We start from the raw sequence: 17,484 nt of genomic DNA, 5'->3' as shown, positions 1-17,484 counted from the left end.
CGGTGGGCCAGGGACGATGAGGTGGGGTATCCATGAACGCGCCGTACGACGGTGACCGCGGCCATGCCGCGGGCAACTCGGGCCATCCCGAGTCGGACCCACCCGAGGGTCCGCCGCCCGGGCACGACCAGGCGCCGCAGCCGCCCGTCGACATGTACCTCCAGGACGCCTACGACCAGGACCCCTACCGCGCGCAGGACATCGCCGCCCAGGACCCGGTCGCGGAGGCCCTGTACGACCGCGCGGCGCACCCCCCGCCCCCGCCGGGCGCGTACACCCCTCAGCAGCCGCTGTACGGACAGCCTCCCCAGTCGCCCCAGGCACCCGACCCACGGGTATGGGCCCAGGCCCCCGCGCCGGAGCCGGACGGTCCGACCCAATACCTCCCGTACGGGGACGACCCGCGCACGACGCAGTTCGTGGGCGTGGACGACCTGGTCGGCCGGGCCGGAGACCAGCGTCATGAGCCGGACGCCTTCGCCCACCTGTTCCGCGATCAGCAGCAGGACGGTGGCTACGCCGAACAGCACGGCGGGGGCATTCCGACCACCAGCCGGTGGCCGGCCGACAGTCCCCGAGTCGATTCCGGTACCCGGCCCGGCCTCCGCGGCACCCGGCCACTACGCGGGAGCCACACCACCGCCTGCCGCCGAATCTCCCGCGCCGGAACCGGCTCCCGCGCCGGCCGCGAAGAAAGGCGGCCGGGCCGGAGGTCTGCTGAAGTCCAGCGCCGTGATGGCAGCGGGCACGATGGTGTCCCGCCTCACGGGATTCATCCGCTCCGCGTTGATCGTCTCGGCGCTCGGCCTGGGCCTCCTCGGTGACTCGTTCCAAGTCGCTTACCAGTTGCCGACCATGATCTACATCCTCACCGTCGGCGGCGGCCTCAACTCCGTCTTCGTGCCGCAGCTCGTCCGTGCCATGAAGGACGACGCCGACGGTGGCATCGCGTACGCCAACCGGCTGCTGACTCTCGTGATGGCGGCCCTGGCCGCACTCACCGCCATCGCGTGGCTCGCCGCGCCGCTCCTCGTGCGTGCCCTGTCGAACCCGGTCGCCTCCGACCCCGCGGCCAACGAGGTCGCCGTCACCTTCACCCGCTACTTCCTGCCCTCGATCTTCTTCATGGGCGTGCACGTGGTGATGGGGCAGGTCCTCAACGCACGCGGCCGGTTCGGCGCGATGATGTGGACCCCGGTCCTCAACAACATCGTCATCATCGTGACACTCGGTACGTTCATCTACGTCTACGGCACCGCCGCCGACACGAAGATGACCGTCACGAGCATTCCGCCGGAAGGCCAGCGTCTCCTCGGCATCGGTATCCTGCTGGGCCTCGTCGTGCAGGCCCTGGCCATGATCCCGTACCTGCGTGAGACCGGGTTCCGCATCCGTCTGCGCTTCAACTGGAAGGGCCACGGACTGGGCAAGGCCGCGATGCTCGCCAAGTGGACCATCCTGTTCGTGCTCGCCAACCAGGCGGGCGCGCTGGTCGTGACCCAGTTGTCCACAGCGGCCGGCCTGAACTCCGATGTCCAGGGCACCGGCTTCGCCGCCTATGCCAACGCCCAGCTGATCTGGGGCCTGCCGCAGGCCATCATCACCGTCTCACTGATGGCCGCCCTGCTGCCCCGCATCTCCCGCTCGGCGGCAGAGGACGACAGCGGTGCCGTCCGGGACGACATCTCCCAGGGCCTGCGCACCACGGCCGTCGCGATCGTGCCGATCGCCTTCGGCTTCATCTCCCTCGGCATCCCGATGTGCACCCTGATCTTCGGTTCCTCGGGCACCAGCGCAGCGACCAACATGGGTTACATGCTGATGGCCTTCGGCCTCGGCCTGATCCCCTACTCCGTGCAGTACGTCGTCCTGCGTGCCTTCTACGCCTACGAGGACACCCGAACTCCCTTCTACAACACGGTCATCGTGGCCGCGGTCAACGCGGTCGCCTCGGCGGTCTGCTTCTTCGTCCTCCCGGCCCGTTGGGCCGTGGTCGGCATGGCCGCCTCGTACGGCGTGGCCTACGCGACCGGCGTCGGGGTCGCCTGGCGGCGGCTGCGCTCGAAGCTGGGCGGGGACCTGGACGGCGCTCGTGTACTGCGGACGTACGCCCGGCTGTGCATCGCCTCGGTCCCGGCCGCGCTGCTCAGCGGTGTGGTCTGTTACGGGATCGGGCACAGCCTCGGTCAGGGCGCCGGAGCTTCGTTCGCCGCACTGCTGGCCGGTGGAGCCGTCCTGCTCGGCGTCTTCTTCGTCGCCGCGCGTCGGATGCGCATTGTGGAGGTCAACTCGCTCGTCGGTATGGTCCGCGGACGCCTGGGACGCTGAGTCACGGGTAAGCGCACAACCATCGTCAGCCATTGTGTGTCGTGCATAGCGGCGGACTGTGGGCACAATTGGTTTTGGCGTCGGACGGCGCGCAAGGGCCGTCGGCCGATGCGCAATGGATGGGGAGGCAGGGAACGCCGGTGGCGGAACGGAGCACAGCTGCCGTCGACGTGGCAGACAACAGCGGCGAGCAGCCGCTGACCGCACAGGCGGACCAGTCCACGGCCGACGGGGTGGTCAAGAACCGGGAGCAGGACACGGACAGCGACGCGGCACAGGAGAACACCGGAGCGGACGATTCCGGGGAGACCTCGCCGCTCGAACTGCACAGCGGTCACAAGCTCGCCAGACGCTACCGCCTTGAGGAGTGCGTCACCCGTCTGGACGGATTCAGCAGTTGGCGTGCCGTGGACGAGAAGCTCCGCCGCGCCGTCGGCGTGCACATCCTGCCCGCGGACCACTCTCGTGCCCGCACCGTCCTGGCTGCGGCCCGCTCCTCCGCCCTGCTGGGTGATCCTCGCTTCGTCCAGGTCCTGGACGCCGTCGAGGAGAACGACATTGTCTACGTCGTACACGAATGGCTCCCCGATGCCACTGAGTTGACCACGCTTCTGGCGGTCGGCCCGCTGGAGGTGTATGACGCCTACCAGATGGCCAGTCAGATCTCCTCCGCCATGGCCGCAGCCCACCGCGAGGGACTCGCCCATCTGAGGCTGAACCCCAACGCGGTCCTGCGCACCTCCACCGGCCAGTGGCGCATCCGGGGTCTCGCCGTGAACGCGGCGCTGCGCGGCATCGACTCCGACACCCCACAGCGCACCGACACCGAATCCATCGGTGCCCTGTTGTACGCGGCGCTCACCCAGCGCTGGCCGTACGAGAGTGACGCATACGGTCTGTCGGGGCTGCCGAAGGACATCGGTCTGATCCCACCCGACCAGGTGCGGGCCGGTGTCCACCGCGGCCTGTCCGAACTCGCCATGCGCGCACTGGCCAACGACGGCGCCACCGCCTCCCGCCATGAGTCCCCGTGCACCACGCCGGAGGAACTGGTGAAGGCAATCGGCGAGATGCCCCGCATTCGCCCGCCGGAGCCTGCCTTCACCACTCCGCCGGACTACCAGCGCACGACGTACCAGCAGGGCTCCTACGGACGTCCGGCATCCCGTCCGGGCATCACCCAACCGGTGCCGCCCCCGCCACCCCCGCTGCAGAGCCGCACGGGCAAGGCGCTGAAGTGGGCCGTGTCAGCACTGCTGATCGCCGCGCTCGGTCTGGGCAGCTGGCAGCTCGCGGACGCCCTCATCGAACAGGGCGGCAGCGCGGACGACACGAACGAAACACAGACAACGGACGGCAACGACAAGAGTGCCAAGAAACCCAAGCCGTCCAAGCCGCTCACGATCCAGGGCGCTCAGGAGTACGTCGTGACGGGCGCGGCCCAGGCTCCGGGTGACGTGGCCAAGACGTACGACAACGACAACTCGACCTACTGGCGGACCAAGAAGTACAACGCCGGTCCGACGCTCGCGCCCTACAAACCCGGAGTGGGTATCGTCTACGACCTCGGCTCGGCCAAGGAGATCTCGACGGCGTCGATAGGACTCCGGTACGCCGGTGACCACACGACGGTGCATCTCTACGCCACGGACTCGCTGACGCCTTCGACCGGGATCGAGGGCATGAAGCAGATCGGATCCGCCACGACCAGTGGCGGATCGCTGAACGTGAAGGCGTCGGACTCGGTGAAAACGCAGTACGTACTGCTGTGGATCACGGCCGTCCCGAACGCGCCCGCCGACGGCTACAGCATGGCCGGCGACAAGCAGGCCATCACCGACCTGCAGTTCACCGGCTGACGTCTCACCGAGCGAGGGGAGGGGGCCCGATGCCGGACGGCACCACGCACCGCGACGCAAGCGATCAGGACCTCCTCGCCCGCCATGTAGAGGGCGATCCCGAAGCCTTCGGCGAGCTGGTACGCCGGCACCGGGACCGGCTGTGGGCGGTGGCCCTACGGACGCTGGGGGACCGTGAGGAGGCCGCTGACGCGGTTCAGGACGCTCTTGTCTCGGCCTACCGGGCCGCCCACACCTTCCGAGGTCAGTCGGCCGTCACGACATGGCTGCACCGGATCACGGTGAACGCGTGCTTGGACCGTGCGCGCAAGGCGGCATCCCGGAAGACCTCCCCTGTCGACGACACGGAGCGCCTGGAGCAGCTGCTGGAGCCCCACGAGTCCGCCTCGGCTCCCGCGGAACGCAACGATCTGCACCGTCAGCTCATAGAGGCCATGGAAACTCTCCCACCCGATCAGCGGGCGGCTCTCGTACTGGTGGACATGCAGGGCTACCCGGTCGCGGAGGTCGCCCGCATCCTCGATGTGCCCATCGGCACGGTGAAGAGCCGCTGTGCCCGAGGCAGAGCCAGACTTCTGCCCCTTCTGCAACACCTGCGGCCGGACGGGAGCGGTGGCAGCAGGAAACAGGATGGGGAGCGGAACCGGACGCAGGGGGCATCCGTCCCACCCGCAGCGGGACCGCGTCGAGCGGGTCCGCCGAATACCGGACCGAGTGACCCAGCGGCAGTGAAGGGCGGAGGTGAGCGAGCGTGACATCGACGACAGGCATGACGGAGCACCCGGACGTCACGGAGATCTCCGACCTCACCGAGGGACTCCTGCCACCCGCTCGGACCGCCGCTGTGCGACGGCACCTGGACGAGTGCGACCTCTGCGCAGACGTCCATGCGTCGCTGGAGGAGATCCGGGGACTGCTTGGCACGATGCCGGGTCCACCGCGTATGCCTGCCGAGGTGGCGAGCCGTGTCGATGCCGCGCTCGCCGCGGAAGCGCTGCCGCATGCCAGGGCACCGGGGTCCGAGAGCGTCGCAGAGCCGATCGGCGTCTCCCCTTCCCAGCCCGATGAGGACCGCGCGCACGTTTCACGTGAAACATCGACGCCGACGGACCGCCCCGCAGGGCGTCCTCGCCCTTCCACGACCGGTCCAGGCCGCAAGGACCGTATGCAACGCGGCCGCCGCAGGGCCGCTGTGCTGGGGACCGTGTTCACCGTCGCGGCTCTGGGGCTCGGCACGCTATTCCTGTCGTCCCAGAACGACGAAACGGGCCCGGGCGACGTTCAGCAGACGACCTCGGACACATTCTCCGAGGGTGAGCTGGAGAAGCAGGTCTCCGACCTCCTCGCGCAGAACCAGCCGAAGGGCGACTCCTCTCGTACGCCGCAGACCTTGGGAATGGAATCGGAGACCGCCCCCGCCAGCCCCAGGGTTTTCCAGCAATCCACGGTCCCGGAATGCGTCCGCGAAGGAATCGGCCGCAATGACGCCGCACTCGCCACAGAGCAGGGCACCTACAAGGGGCGAGAAGCTCTCCTGGTGGTGCTTCCCGACCCCTCCGACGACACCCGTGTGACCGCCTACATCGTCGATGCCACCTGCGTCGGCAATTTGTCCTCGGCCCCCACGGCGAAGGTCCTGCTGAAGGACTCCTACACCCGCGGCTGACAGTCGGCGCTTCGTCTCCGTCCTGTGTGGTATCTCGTACCATGTGCGCCTTTCCGCGCCCGCCCGAGAACCGCGTCCGTCAGCTCCGTCGGTGTGCTCAGGCACAGCGGGAATGCGCGCCCCTTAGGATCCGTTGGGTGAGGTGAGAGTTCCGACAGAAGCTCCCACCGGTCGGATGACACAGACCAGAGACGAGGAATCAAGCCGTGAGCGACGTCCGTAACGTGATCATCATCGGTTCGGGGCCAGGCTACACGGCGGCCCTTTACACCGCCCGTGCGTCGCTGAAGCCCCTGGTGTTCGAGGGCGCCGTCACCGCCGGTGGTGCGCTGATGAACACCACCGATGTCGAAAATTTCCCTGGCTTCCAGGACGGCATCATGGGCCCCGAACTCATGGACAACATGCGCGCCCAGGCAGAGCGCTTCGGGGCGGAGCTCATTCCGGACGACGTGGTCGCCGTCGACCTGACCGGAGAGATCAAGACCGTCACGGACACCGCGGGCACGGTCCACAAGGCGAAGGCCGTCATCGTCGCCACTGGCTCGCAGCACCGCAAGCTCGGCCTGCCGAACGAGGACGCCCTCGCCGGCCGCGGTGTCTCCTGGTGTGCCACGTGTGATGGCTTCTTCTTCAAGGACCAGGACATCGCCGTCATCGGCGGCGGCGACACCGCAATGGAGGAGGCCACCTTCCTCTCGCGGTTCGCCAAGTCCGTCACGGTCGTTCACCGCCGCGACACCCTGAGGGCCTCGAAGGCGATGCAGGAGCGTGCCATTGCCGACCCGAAGATCTCGTTCGTCTGGGACAGCGAGGTCGCAGAGGTCCAGGGCGATCAGAAGCTCTCGGGTCTGAAGCTGCGGAACGTCAAGACCAGCGAACTTTCGGACCTGGCGGTGACCGGCCTGTTCATCGCGATCGGGCACGACCCTCGCACGGAGCTCTTCAAGAGCCAGCTGGAGCTGGACGGAGAGGGCTACCTGAAGGTCGATGCGCCCTCGACGCGTACGAGCCTCGCCGGAGTGTTCGGTGCCGGTGACGTGGTCGACCACACCTACCGCCAGGCGATCACCGCGGCCGGTACCGGCTGTGCCGCTGCCCTCGACGCCGAGAGGTTCCTTGCTGCTCTCGCGGACGAGAAGCAGGCCGAGCCCGAGAAGACCTCTGTCTGACCTCCACCCTCACCACGCACCCACCAGTTAAGGAGCCCGCCGTGGCCGGCACCCTGAAGAATGTGACTGACGACTCCTTCGAGCAGGACGTCCTCAAGAGCGACAAGCCCGTCCTGGTGGACTTCTGGGCCGCCTGGTGCGGCCCGTGCCGCCAGATCGCCCCTTCCCTCGAAGCGATTGCCTCGGAGTACGGGGACAAGATCGAGGTCGTCAAGCTGAACATTGACGAGAACCCGGGTACGGCCGCCAAGTATGGCGTCATGTCCATCCCGACCCTGAACGTCTACCAGGGTGGCGAGGTCGCCAAGACCATCGTCGGCGCCAAGCCGAAGGCCGCGATCGTCCGCGACCTCCAGGACTTCCTCAGCGAATGAGCGTCGGCTGCCTAGTCGGCGGCGCACGTTTCACGTGAAACACGAATGGGCCGACCTCTCTGGGTCGGCCCATTCGCATGACGTACACCACACGCGACGCATCAGAGGGGGCGCAAAGCCGGCTCCTTCTGCACAACTCCGAGCAACCGGTCCAACGCCATCTCGACATCGTCCTTCCACGACAGTGTCGTCCTCAGCTCCAGTCTGAGCCGGGGATACGCGGGGTGTTGACGGACCGTCTTGAACCCCACGGCCAAGAGGTGGTCAGCGGGTAGCACACAGGCCGGTTCTTTCCAACGCGCGTCACCGAAGGCCTCGATCGCCTTGAACCCGCGACGCAGTAGATCCTTCGCCACCGTCTGCACCATTACCCTCCCCAGACCCTGCCCCTGGTAGCCCGGCACGATGAACGCGGTGATCAGCTGCACGGCATCGGACGATACAGGGCTCGTGGGAAACGCCATGGCACGCGGCACGTAGGCAGGCGGGGCGTAGAGAACGAAACCCACGGGGATGTCATCGACATAGACGACCCTTCCGCACGACCCCCACTCCAGCAGCACAGCCGAGATCCACGACTCCTTCTCGACCACTGACGTTCCCGTCGCTACTGCTGCCTCACCGCTGACGGGGTCGAGCTCCCAGAAGACACACGAGCGACAGCGCTGGGGAAGGTCCTGAAGGTTGTCCAGCGTGAGCGGTACGAGCCGACGCCCCATGAAGCCTGTTCCTCGCTTCCTTCGCCTGCTGCATCACGGGCGGCTGCCAGAGCGTGCCGCTCCTTGAGCAGACTGCCGATGAACCCTCCGAAGGCGGCAATCGCCAGCCCCGCTCCCACCCGTCCGGTGCGGCTCATCATTCGCATGGCCCTGCCTTGCGCTCAGAGATTCAGAGGTGCTGGCGGTGGACGCGCCCTGTCTCACTGCATCGTATCCATGAAGCGATTCCGCCGATACCGCCAGAAAGCAAAGGGCGGACCGTGTTCCGGCATATACCGGACATGATCCGCCCTTGGTCGGCTGTTCGGCTGACCGAGCCAAAATCTCAGGAATCTTCCATGGAACCGTCGTCCGCAAGGCTCTTCTGCAGAACCGACCCCTCATCAGGAGCGAGGGTGCCGAGAATGCGCTCGAGGTCCTCCATGGAGGCGAACTCGACGGTGATCTTTCCCTTCTTCTGGCCCAGGTCGACCTTCACCCGCGTCTCGAAGCGATCCGAAAGGCGGGTGGCCAGATCGGACAGCGCCGGAGACACCAGGGCACCCGCCCTCGGCCCCTTGGAACGCGGCTTCTGCGGCCCGGACCCCATCAGGGTGACGATCTCCTCGACGGCTCGCACCGAGAGACCCTCGGCCACGATCCGATGGGCCAGCCGGTCCTGCTCCTCGGAGTCCTCGACGGAGAGCAAGGCCCGCGCGTGCCCGGCGGAGAGCACTCCAGCAGCCACCCGGTTCTGAACCCTCGGCGAGAGCTTCAGCAGACGCAGAGTGTTGGAAACCTGCGGGCGGGAACGGCCGATGCGGTCCGCCAACTGATCATGCGTGCAGTTGAAGTCCTTCAGCAGCTGATCATAGGCGGCTGCCTCTTCCAGCGGATTCAGCTGTGCACGGTGCAGGTTCTCCAGAAGAGCGTCCAGGAGGAGCTTCTCGTCCTCCGTGGCCCGCACGATCGCCGGGATGGCTTCGAGCCCCGCGATACGGCACGCCCGCCAGCGGCGCTCACCCATGATGAGCTCGTAGTGCGCGGGCCCGACTTGCCGTACGACGACGGGCTGAAGGAGACCGACCTCCTTGATGGACGTGACAAGTTCTGCCAGCGCGTCCTCGTCGAAGACTCCGCGCGGCTGACGCGGGTTCGGCTTGATGGATTCGAGGGGGATCTCAGCGAAGTATGCCCCCAGAGGAGGCATGGGCATCTCCGCCGCGCCATACGCCGACGACTCCTCTGTTTCACGTGGAACAGAGGGAAGTGCGGCTAGTTTGGCCACGGCCACCCCGCGCTCGTTCGGCAGCACCGAAGGCGCCGCGGGAGAGGCGGAAGCTGCGCCTCTCGTCACGGTCGGGGCGACCGTCTTTTCTGTCGGGGCAGCAGGGATAAGTGCGCCAAGACCACGGCCCAGCCCCCTCCGTCGCTCACTCACTGGACGCCCTCCACCATGCTCGGATCGTTCTGCTGTGCACCGATGTGTGCGTTCGATGCGTCATAGCTGACGCCAACGCCCCTCAGCGCGATCTCGCGTGCCGCCTCAAGGTAGGAGAGGGCACCGCTCGATCCAGGATCGTAGGTCAGCACCGTCTGCCCATAACTCGGCGCCTCCGAGATGCGTACAGAGCGGGGAATACTTGTCCGCAGTACCTCGTCGCCGAAGTGACTACGCACCTCGTCCGCGACCTGGGACGCGAGGCGCGTCCGGCCGTCGTACATGGTGAGCAGGATCGTCGATACGTGCAGGGAGGGGTTGAGGTGTCCCCGCACCAGATCAACATTGCGGAGCAGCTGCCCCAGACCCTCCAGGGCGTAGTACTCACACTGGATCGGGATCAGGACCTCCTGTCCCGCCACCATCGCGTTGACCGTCAGCAGGCCGAGGGATGGAGGGCAGTCGATGAGGACGTAGTCCAGCGGCTGCTCGTAGGCATGGATGGCACGCTGCAGCCTGCTCTCCCGTGCCACCAGCGACACCAGCTCGATCTCCGCGCCGGCGAGATCGATCGTGGCGGGCGCGCAGAAGAGACCCTCCACGTCGGGGACCGGCTGGACAACCTCCGCCAGCGGCCTGCTCTCGACCAACACGTCGTAGATGGAGGGAACTTCGGCGTGGTGGTCGATCCCCAGGGCCGTAGAAGCGTTGCCCTGAGGGTCGAGGTCGATCACCAAGACCCGAGCGCCATGGAGCGCAAGCGACGCGGCGAGGTTGACGGTCGTCGTCGTCTTGCCCACGCCACCCTTCTGGTTGGCGACCACCATGAGGCGTGTCCGCTCGGGCCGCGGCAGGCCCTCGCCTGCGCGGCCCAGCGCATCCACCGCCAGATGGGCAGCACGACCGATGGGAGCGTCGTCCATAGGAGGCGGTGTTTCACGTGAAACATCCGCCCCCATCGATTCGGTACGGGGACCGGGGACCGGGTCGGTCATCGGTCCCGCGATGTTGGCGTCGGACCGCAAGGTGGATTCACTCTCCTCGACTTCAAGCTCGCAATGAACAGAGCCTCCCATGCCCTCGGGGTCGTGAACCAGTGAGGCCTGACGTTCTGTGGAGAAATCCACCTCTGTGGACAACTCCGCACCCTCTGAGGGGGGTGAAGTCTCATCGGGAACAGGACCCTTTCCGAGGGAACCGAGAGGCTTACGATCGCGGGGTGCGGCCGCGGCGCGACCGCGGCTGATGATGCCGTGCAGCAGAGAGTGACGTTTCACGTGAAACACGATGCACAGCAGCCGGGGTCCCACTGCCGCGACACTCCGGCCTACGAGGGTTCGGCAGCTTGTGTGGAGTACGTCTGTCCCCTCAGGGCGTAAGCCTGCCCGTCAGGTGTCCTACCGCCCGGCAGACCCGCCCTATCCGCGTCGACGCCGCGCACGGCCGGTGCGAGCGGCCTTCGCGCGCTTCGCCGCGAAGCGCACACCGCCGGGGCTCTCCCCCACCTCGACCCGCACCACTGTGGACATCGGATCCACCACTCCCTCACCCACATGCACGACCGATGTCGCCACGGCGCCGAGCTTGCTCAGCGCCGTGGTCGCATTCTTCAGCTCCTCCTCGGCGGCGTCACCCTTGAGCGCGAGCATCTCTCCGTACGGCCGAAGGAGGGGGATGCCCCACGTGGCGAGACGGTCGAGCGGCGCCACGGCTCGTGCGGTCACCACGTGCACCGGAGCCATCGTCCCCATGACCTCCTCGGCCCGGCCACGCACGACTGTCACATGGTCCAGGCCCAGCAGCTCCACAACTTCGGTCAGGAAGGTGGTACGACGCAGCAGTGGCTCCAGCAGTGTGATCTTGAGGTCCTCCCGGACCAGCGCCAGTGGGATGCCCGGCAGACCGGCACCCGAGCCGACATCGCACACCGTGACGCCTTCGGGCACGACTTCCGAGAGCACCGCGCAGTTCAACAGATGCCGCTCCCACAGGCGGGGCACCTCCCGCGGGCCGATCAGACCGCGCTGAACGCCCGCCTCAGCGAGCAGCTCCGCGTAACGCACCGCGTCCGCGAATCGATCACCGAACACCTCGCGGGCCTGCTCGGGCGCGGGGGAAGCTCCGCTGCCTCCGTCACGGGGGACCGTCCTTCCGTAGCGTGCCGGCATCGGGCGCCGACACCACAGAACTATCAGGCTGACAAAATTCGGCCCCGTCTGCGCAACAGACGGGGCCGGTGGAACGTGGAACCGTTCAGGCGGGAAGCACGACGACGAAGCGCTGCGGCTCCTCGCCCTCGGACTCACTGTTCAGGCCGGCGGCCTTGACCGCGTCGTGCACGACCTTGCGCTCGAACGGCGTCATCGGGTCGAGCTTCACGGGCTCACCGCTGCTCTTGGCCTCGGCGGCGGCCTTCGCGCCCAGCTCGGACAGCTCGGCCCGCTTCTTGGCACGGTACCCCGCGATGTCGAGCATGAGCCGGCTGCGGTCCCCGGTCTCCCGGTGCACGGCCAGACGCGTGAGCTCCTGGAGCGCCTCCAGCACCTCACCGTCCCGACCGACCAGCTTCTGCAGGTCACGGCCGGCCGAGTCGCTGATGATCGAGACGGAGGCACGGTCGGCCTCGACGTCCATGTCGATGTCACCGTCGAGGTCGGCGATGTCGAGCAGACCCTCCAGGTAGTCCGCTGCGATCTCACCTTCCTGCTCCAGGCGGGTCAGGGTGTCTGCGCCCTCGGCAGCGGTGGAGGTGGTGCCTTCCGTCACGGGATGGACTCCTTCTTACTTCTTGGACGGGGACTTGGGCCGCTGCGGGCCCTTGCGCTGTCCGGACTGGGCCTTGCTGCGGGTATTTCCGCCGGACTTCGCGGTGCCCTTCTTCGCAGCGGCGGCGGGCTTGACGTCGTCCTGGGGCGCTTCGGCCTTGGTCAGCGAGGTGGGCTCACCAGCCGCCTTGGCTGTACCGCCTTGACGCTGGGACTTGGTCTGCCGCTTGGGCTGCTGACGCTTCGCGGCCTGGGTCGTGACCGGAGAGCCGTCCTCGGCCTGCGCGGCGGCCATGGCATCGCCCTTGATCACCGCGCCGTCGGTCTGGGCCACGAGGCCCGCCTTGTTCAGACCGTTGATGAACTTGCGCTCGTACTCGTTGCGGTCCCGGCCCTTGGCGACGATGGCCTTGACGATGGCACGCTCACGGCGGTTGCGGGCCTTGCCGTGGTGGGTGACGTGCTTGGCAAGGCGCTCCAGGTAAGCGGCCTGCGCCTTGGAACCCGGCGTCGGGTTGTTGTGGATGACGTACATCTGCTGGCCCATGGTCCACACGTTGGTGGTCAGCCAGTAGACGAGGACACCGACCGGGAAGTTGATGCCGAAGACGGCGAAGATGACGGGGAAGACGTACATCAGCATCTTCTGCTGCTGCATGAACGGCGTCTTCACCGTGGTGTCGACGTTCTTCGTCATCAGCTGGCGCTGCGTGTAGAACTGCGACAGCGACATCAAGACGATCATCAGGGCCGTGACGATCCGCACATCGGTCAGCGAGGCGTTGAGGGCCTCGACCTTGTCCGCGCTGTCCGTGAACTTCGCCGCGAGCGGGGCGCCGAAGATGTGCGCCTTCTGCGCACTTTCCAGCAGACGCTCGTTGATCACGCCGATGGTGTCATTGGACGCGATGCTGTTGAGCACGTGGTACAGAGCGAAGAAGAACGGGGACTGCGCCAGGATGGGAAGGCACGAGGAGAGCGGGTTGGTGCCCGCGTCCTTGTACAGCTTCATCATCTCTTCGGACTGACGCTGTTTGTCGTTCTTGTAGCGCTCCTGGATCTTCTTCATCTCCGGCTGGAGCGTCTGCATCGCGCGCGTCGCCTTGATCTGCTTCACGAAGAGCGGGATCAGGCAGATACGGATCAGGATCACCAGGGACACGATGGACAGGCCCCAGGCCCACCCGGTGTCGGGGCCGAAGATGGCCCCGTACACGGTGTGGAACTGGACGATGACCCAGGAGACAGGTGTCGTGATGAAGCTGAAGAGGCTGGCAATCGTGTCCACTAATCATGCTCCTTGGGCATGGGGCGAGGTCTCTGCGGCCGGACTTGAAGGGCTCGTCGGACTTGCGGAAGAAGTCTGTCCTTCGGTGGCCGGTTCGGCGGAGGCGGGCCCGCCCTTGCGTGCACGCCAGGCGTCACGCAGCATTTCGTGCCACCGCGGGCGCTTGCGCGGCGGGACATGGTCCACGCCGCCCAGCGACCACGGATTGCACCGCAGGATGCGCCAGGCCGTGAGTGCTGTGCCCTTGATGGCACCGTGCCGGTCGATGGCCGTGTAGCCGTAGTGGGAACACGACGGGTAGTACTTGCACACAGGCCCCAGTAGAGGACTGATCGTCCACTGATAGAGCTTGATCAGAGCCAGCAGCGGGTACTTCATCGCGTGCCCCCTCCCAGCAGCCGCTGCAGAGCGGAATCCAGGTCTTGGGCCAGTTGTGCATGGTCGGCGTCGCCCGCTCCGGGCAGCGCTCGTACGACTACCAGGCTACCGGGGGGCAGCAGGGCGACTCGGTCGCGCATCAGGTGGCGAAGTCTGCGCTTCACCTTGTTCCGCACGACCGCTCCACCCACAGCCTTGCTCACGACGAAACCCGCACGTGTCGGGGGAGCGCTCTCCCCAGGCACATGCGGGTCCGTGACACCGCTGCGAAGGTGTACGACGAGGTGCCTGCGTCCGGCCCGGCGTCCTCGTCGTACCGCGGTCGCGAAGTCCTCGCGCCGCCTCAGCCGGTTGTCGGTGGGCAGCACGACGTCATGACCTGATCGGGATCAGGCGGACAGGCGGGCGCGACCCTTGCCACGGCGGGACGCGAGAATCGCGCGGCCGGCACGGGTGCGCATACGCAGCCGGAAGCCGTGGGTCTTCGCGCGACGACGGTTGTTCGGCTGGAAGGTGCGCTTGCTCACTCGGGGGCTCCAGAAAGAGATCGTTGATTGCGGGTGCCGTCCTGGCTGTCACCGTGCGCCCACGAGTAGCTCGCGTTACGCCCGAGTGCACCGCTGACCGATCATCTTGCGCGATCTGTGCCCATCGGAGGCAGGCGGCAGCAGCCATCGACAACTCGACCTCGTCACGGTACGCGCGGCTGCGTCATTCGGTCAAACCAGCGGCCGCCGGGGGACACTTGTCCACAGGCTGGGGACAACGACTTGAACCGTACCGACCGCCCTGACTACCGTGACGGAACTCCGATTCGTTCCTTTGTCCCTCGACCACCCCCTTTACAACCCCGACCCGTCCCCGAATCACACGTTCGAGGGACCTGTGAGAGAGCGTGCCCTGTGGCTGACGTACCTGCCGATCTTGCCGCAGTGTGGCCACGCGTACTGGAGGAGCTGCTCGGTGAGGGCCGGGGCCAGGGAGTCGAGGGGAAGGACGAACACTGGATCCGGCGCTGCCAGCCGCTGGCGCTGGTCGCCGACACCGCGCTGCTCGCCGTGCCGAACGAGTTCGCCAAGGGCGTGCTCGAGGGCCGCCTCGCGCCGATCGTCAGCGAAAGCCTGAGCCGCGAGTGCGGGCGCCCCATCCGCATCGCCATCACCGTCGACGACTCCACGGGAGAGCCCTCGGCCCCGCCGGCCGCCCGCCCCCAGCCGCGCTACGAGGAACTCGAGCTCCCTCCCACCCGGCAGGACCGACCGGACCGACCGGACCGGCATGAGTACGAGCAGTACGAGGGCTACGGCCGGCGCCGCGCCGACCAGCACCCCGGGCCACCCGGCGACCAGCTCCCCACCGCCCGCCCCGCCTACCCCTCGGAGTACCAACGCCCGGAGCCCAGCTCCTGGCCGCGGCCGGGCCAGGACGAGTACGGCTGGCAGCAGCAGCGCCTCGGCTTCCCGGACCGCGACCCGTACGCCTCGCCCTCGCAGGACTACCGTCCGCAGCCGATGGACCGCCCGTCCTACGACCAGCAGCGCTCCGACTACGAGACGTCACGCGCGGAGTACGACCGCAACAACTACGACCGCGGCGGCTACGACCGCGGTGACTACGACCAGCGCGACGCCGCCCGCCGCGAGCTGCCCGAGCCCCCATCCGGCTCGGGGCACGTCCACCGCGGTGGCCCCGTCGGCCCGAACCTGCCCACGAGCGGGGCACCCGGCCCGCTGGCCGCACAGCCCGCACCGGCGACCGGCCCCGGGGAGCCGACCGCGCGGCTGAACCCGAAGTACCTCTTCGACACGTTTGTCATCGGCGCCTCCAACCGCTTCGCGCACGCGGCGGCGGTAGCGGTCGCCGAGGCACCCGCGAAGGCGTACAACCCTCTGTTCATCTACGGGGAGTCCGGGCTCGGCAAGACCCACCTGCTGCACGCGATCGGGCACTACGCACGCAGCCTCTACCCCGGCACGCGCGTGCGGTACGTGAGCTCGGAGGAGTTCACCAACGAGTTCATCAACTCCATCCGCGACGGCAAGGGCGACAGCTTCCGCAAGCGGTACCGGGAAATGGACATCCTGCTCGTCGACGACATCCAGTTCCTCGCGGACAAGGAGTCGACGCAGGAGGAGTTCTTCCACACCTTCAACACACTGCACAACGCCAACAAGCAGATCGTGCTCTCCAGTGACCGGCCGCCCAAGCAGCTGGTCACGCTGGAGGACCGGCTGCGGAACCGTTTCGAGTGGGGCCTGATCACCGACGTCCAGCCACCGGAGCTGGAGACGCGCATCGCGATCCTGCGCAAGAAGGCGGTGCAGGAGCAGCTGAACGCCCCACCGGAGGTGCTGGAGTTCATCGCCTCCCGGATCTCGCGGAACATCCGCGAGTTGGAGGGCGCGCTGATCCGGGTGACGGCGTTCGCCTCGCTCAACCGGCAGCCGGTGGACCTGGGCCTGACGGAGATCGTCCTCAAGGACCTGATCCCCGGCGGTGACGACTCGACGCCGGAGATCACCTCGACGGCCATCATGAGCGCGACCGCCGACTACTTCGGCCTCACGGTCGAGGACCTGTGCGGCAGCTCGCGGGGCCGTCAGCTCGTGACGGCCCGCCAGATCGCCATGTACCTGTGCCGTGAGCTGACGGACCTGTCGCTGCCGAAGATCGGCGCGCTGTTCGGCGGCCGCGACCACACGACGGTGATGCACGCGGACCGGAAGATCCGCAATCTGATGGCGGAGCGACGCTCCATCTACAACCAGGTCACCGAGCTCACCAACCGCATCAAGGCCGGCTGAGCGCCCGCAGACACACAGAGAGGGCGTCCCCGGACCACAAATCCGGGGACGCCCTTCTTCGTGCGCCTGCCGACCGGCGGGGGCCGTCAGAAGCTGTCGAGAACCGCCGGCCGCTCCCCCTCCGCCGTCACCACGCTCCTCGGCGTCCCTGCCGTCCTCGCGCTCCTCGGCGTCCCTGCCGTCACCGTGCTCCTCGGCGTCCCTGCCGTCACCGTGCTCCTCGGCGTTCCGTCCACTGTTCGATTTCGGCACCGGGTTACGGCTGTCCTCCACAGATGTGGCAACTTTCTCCCGTCCACATCCTGGGGACTGTGAAGTTGTCCCGAAACTGTCCACAGCCCCGCCGGTTGGGGCACCATCGAGCCAGGTCAACCAGCTGTGGATCCGTGGACAAGCGTTATCCACAGGCTGTGGATAAAAAAGTGGTCCACGACCTGTGCACAGAGTTTTCCACCAGCAACCCACAGGCTGAGGCCAGTTGTCCCCAACGATCAGGCGCTTCTCCACACGGCTGTCCACTGTTCGGCAACGCGGCGCGCCTCCTCACCGGGTCGAGTGAAAGGCGTCACATCAAGGCACCGGGGCCGCCTGTGGGAAAGACCGGCAAACCTGGGGACAGAGCTGGGGAGAACTCACCCCTCCCTGTGCACGGGGTGTGCAGAACTTTTTGTTCTCCACAGATACCTCGAGTTGTCCACCGCCTCCGCCCAC

The 17,484-nt window shown here is 67.3% G+C and carries 17 protein-coding genes; 8 read left to right on the top strand and 9 right to left on the bottom strand.

What is annotated here, in order from left to right; all coding sequences use genetic code 11:
- Window positions 1-32 precede the first annotated feature (32 nt).
- The 7 genes from WJ438_RS20535 to trxA all read left to right on the top strand — a co-directional run bounded on the left by WJ438_RS20535 (window position 33) and on the right by trxA (window position 7,399).
- A complete protein-coding gene (locus WJ438_RS20535; RefSeq protein ID WP_406726551.1) occupies window positions 33-824 on the top strand; it encodes a hypothetical protein in 792 nt (263 codons plus the stop codon).
- The gene (gene murJ, locus WJ438_RS20530) at window positions 736-2,328 is read left to right on the top strand and encodes a murein biosynthesis integral membrane protein MurJ (protein WP_406726550.1); all 1,593 of its coding nucleotides are present in this window, start codon (window positions 736-738) and stop codon (window positions 2,326-2,328) included. Before WJ438_RS20535 ends, murJ begins: the two co-directional genes overlap by 89 nt.
- A gap of 140 nt (window positions 2,329-2,468) precedes the next feature.
- Window positions 2,469-4,187 carry a protein kinase family protein gene (locus WJ438_RS20525; protein ID WP_406726549.1) on the top strand — a complete coding sequence of 573 codons (1,719 nt, stop codon included), beginning with the start codon at window positions 2,469-2,471 and terminating at the stop codon, window positions 4,185-4,187.
- Window positions 4,188-4,216: 29 nt separating this feature from the next.
- Window positions 4,217-4,942, top strand: coding sequence for an RNA polymerase sigma factor SigM (gene sigM, locus WJ438_RS20520; RefSeq protein WP_406726548.1), 726 nt, complete (start codon window positions 4,217-4,219; stop codon window positions 4,940-4,942).
- Entirely contained in the window at window positions 4,939-5,853 is a 915-nt protein-coding gene (locus WJ438_RS20515; RefSeq protein ID WP_406726547.1) for an anti-sigma factor family protein, read from the top strand. The genes sigM and WJ438_RS20515 overlap by 4 nt, the downstream gene beginning before the upstream one ends.
- 206 nt (window positions 5,854-6,059) lie before the next feature.
- Window positions 6,060-7,025 (top strand): thioredoxin-disulfide reductase, encoded by a 966-nt coding sequence (gene trxB, locus WJ438_RS20510; RefSeq protein WP_406726546.1) that lies wholly within the window; start codon window positions 6,060-6,062, stop codon window positions 7,023-7,025.
- 41 nt (window positions 7,026-7,066) lie between these two features.
- Window positions 7,067-7,399, top strand: a complete 333-nt coding sequence (gene trxA, locus WJ438_RS20505) for a thioredoxin (protein WP_406726545.1) — start codon at window positions 7,067-7,069, stop codon at window positions 7,397-7,399.
- A 101-nt stretch (window positions 7,400-7,500) separates the two neighbouring features.
- On the opposite strand, the gene WJ438_RS20500 is transcribed toward trxA, so the two are convergent.
- The 9 genes from WJ438_RS20500 to rpmH all read right to left on the bottom strand — a co-directional run bounded on the left by WJ438_RS20500 (window position 7,501) and on the right by rpmH (window position 14,496).
- Window positions 7,501-8,118 carry a GNAT family N-acetyltransferase gene (locus WJ438_RS20500; protein WP_406726544.1) on the bottom strand — a complete coding sequence of 206 codons (618 nt, stop codon included), beginning with the start codon at window positions 8,116-8,118 and terminating at the stop codon, window positions 7,501-7,503.
- A gap of 325 nt (window positions 8,119-8,443) precedes the next feature.
- The gene (locus tag WJ438_RS20495; RefSeq protein WP_406726543.1) at window positions 8,444-9,538 is read right to left on the bottom strand and encodes a ParB/RepB/Spo0J family partition protein; all 1,095 of its coding nucleotides are present in this window, start codon (window positions 9,536-9,538) and stop codon (window positions 8,444-8,446) included.
- Window positions 9,535-10,614, bottom strand: a complete 1,080-nt coding sequence (locus WJ438_RS20490) for a ParA family protein (protein WP_406729750.1) — start codon at window positions 10,612-10,614, stop codon at window positions 9,535-9,537. The genes WJ438_RS20495 and WJ438_RS20490 overlap by 4 nt, the downstream gene beginning before the upstream one ends.
- Before the next feature lie 342 nt (window positions 10,615-10,956).
- Window positions 10,957-11,706: a 16S rRNA (guanine(527)-N(7))-methyltransferase RsmG gene (gene rsmG / locus WJ438_RS20485; protein WP_406726542.1), complete on the bottom strand. Its 750-nt coding sequence runs from the start codon at window positions 11,704-11,706 to the stop codon at window positions 10,957-10,959.
- Between the two features lie 85 nt (window positions 11,707-11,791).
- The gene (locus WJ438_RS20480; protein WP_109376581.1) at window positions 11,792-12,304 is read right to left on the bottom strand and encodes a R3H domain-containing nucleic acid-binding protein; all 513 of its coding nucleotides are present in this window, start codon (window positions 12,302-12,304) and stop codon (window positions 11,792-11,794) included.
- Between the two features lie 15 nt (window positions 12,305-12,319).
- Window positions 12,320-13,591: a membrane protein insertase YidC gene (gene yidC, locus WJ438_RS20475; protein WP_406726541.1), complete on the bottom strand. Its 1,272-nt coding sequence runs from the start codon at window positions 13,589-13,591 to the stop codon at window positions 12,320-12,322.
- A 3-nt stretch (window positions 13,592-13,594) separates the two neighbouring features.
- Window positions 13,595-13,969 carry a membrane protein insertion efficiency factor YidD gene (yidD, locus tag WJ438_RS20470; RefSeq protein ID WP_406726540.1) on the bottom strand — a complete coding sequence of 125 codons (375 nt, stop codon included), beginning with the start codon at window positions 13,967-13,969 and terminating at the stop codon, window positions 13,595-13,597.
- Window positions 13,966-14,337 (bottom strand): ribonuclease P protein component, encoded by a 372-nt coding sequence (gene rnpA, locus WJ438_RS20465; protein ID WP_406726539.1) that lies wholly within the window; start codon window positions 14,335-14,337, stop codon window positions 13,966-13,968. The genes yidD and rnpA overlap by 4 nt, the downstream gene beginning before the upstream one ends.
- Window positions 14,338-14,358: 21 nt before the next feature.
- Complete coding sequence (gene rpmH, locus WJ438_RS20460) at window positions 14,359-14,496, bottom strand: 50S ribosomal protein L34 (protein WP_003949374.1); 138 nt, start codon at window positions 14,494-14,496, stop codon at window positions 14,359-14,361.
- 375 nt (window positions 14,497-14,871) lie between these two features.
- Here rpmH and dnaA point away from each other — a divergent pair, with 375 nt between their 5' ends.
- Window positions 14,872-16,773 (top strand): chromosomal replication initiator protein DnaA, encoded by a 1,902-nt coding sequence (gene dnaA / locus WJ438_RS20455; protein ID WP_406726538.1) that lies wholly within the window; start codon window positions 14,872-14,874, stop codon window positions 16,771-16,773.
- Window positions 16,774-17,484 lie beyond the last annotated feature (711 nt).

The sequence above is a fragment of the Streptomyces sp. GD-15H genome (assembly GCF_045291515.1).
Classification (GTDB): domain Bacteria; phylum Actinomycetota; class Actinomycetes; order Streptomycetales; family Streptomycetaceae; genus Streptomyces.
Note: the sequence above shows the minus strand (reverse complement) of the source record. Positions and strands in the feature narration are given on the sequence as shown.

What these genes read in the sequence shown, in the direction of transcription:
- rsmG (WP_406726542.1), bottom strand. Translation starts at nt 11,706, where the DNA reads ATGCCGGCACGCTACGGAAGGACGGTCCCCCGTGACGGAGGCAGCGGA.
- WJ438_RS20535 (WP_406726551.1), top strand. Translation starts at nt 33, where the DNA reads ATGAACGCGCCGTACGACGGTGACCGCGGCCATGCCGCGGGCAACTCG.
- yidD (WP_406726540.1), bottom strand. Translation starts at nt 13,969, where the DNA reads ATGAAGTACCCGCTGCTGGCTCTGATCAAGCTCTATCAGTGGACGATC.
- WJ438_RS20490 (WP_406729750.1), bottom strand. Translation starts at nt 10,614, where the DNA reads ATGGGAGGCTCTGTTCATTGCGAGCTTGAAGTCGAGGAGAGTGAATCC.
- murJ (WP_406726550.1), top strand. Translation starts at nt 736, where the DNA reads ATGGCAGCGGGCACGATGGTGTCCCGCCTCACGGGATTCATCCGCTCC.
- sigM (WP_406726548.1), top strand. Translation starts at nt 4,217, where the DNA reads ATGCCGGACGGCACCACGCACCGCGACGCAAGCGATCAGGACCTCCTC.
- WJ438_RS20500 (WP_406726544.1), bottom strand. Translation starts at nt 8,118, where the DNA reads ATGGGGCGTCGGCTCGTACCGCTCACGCTGGACAACCTTCAGGACCTT.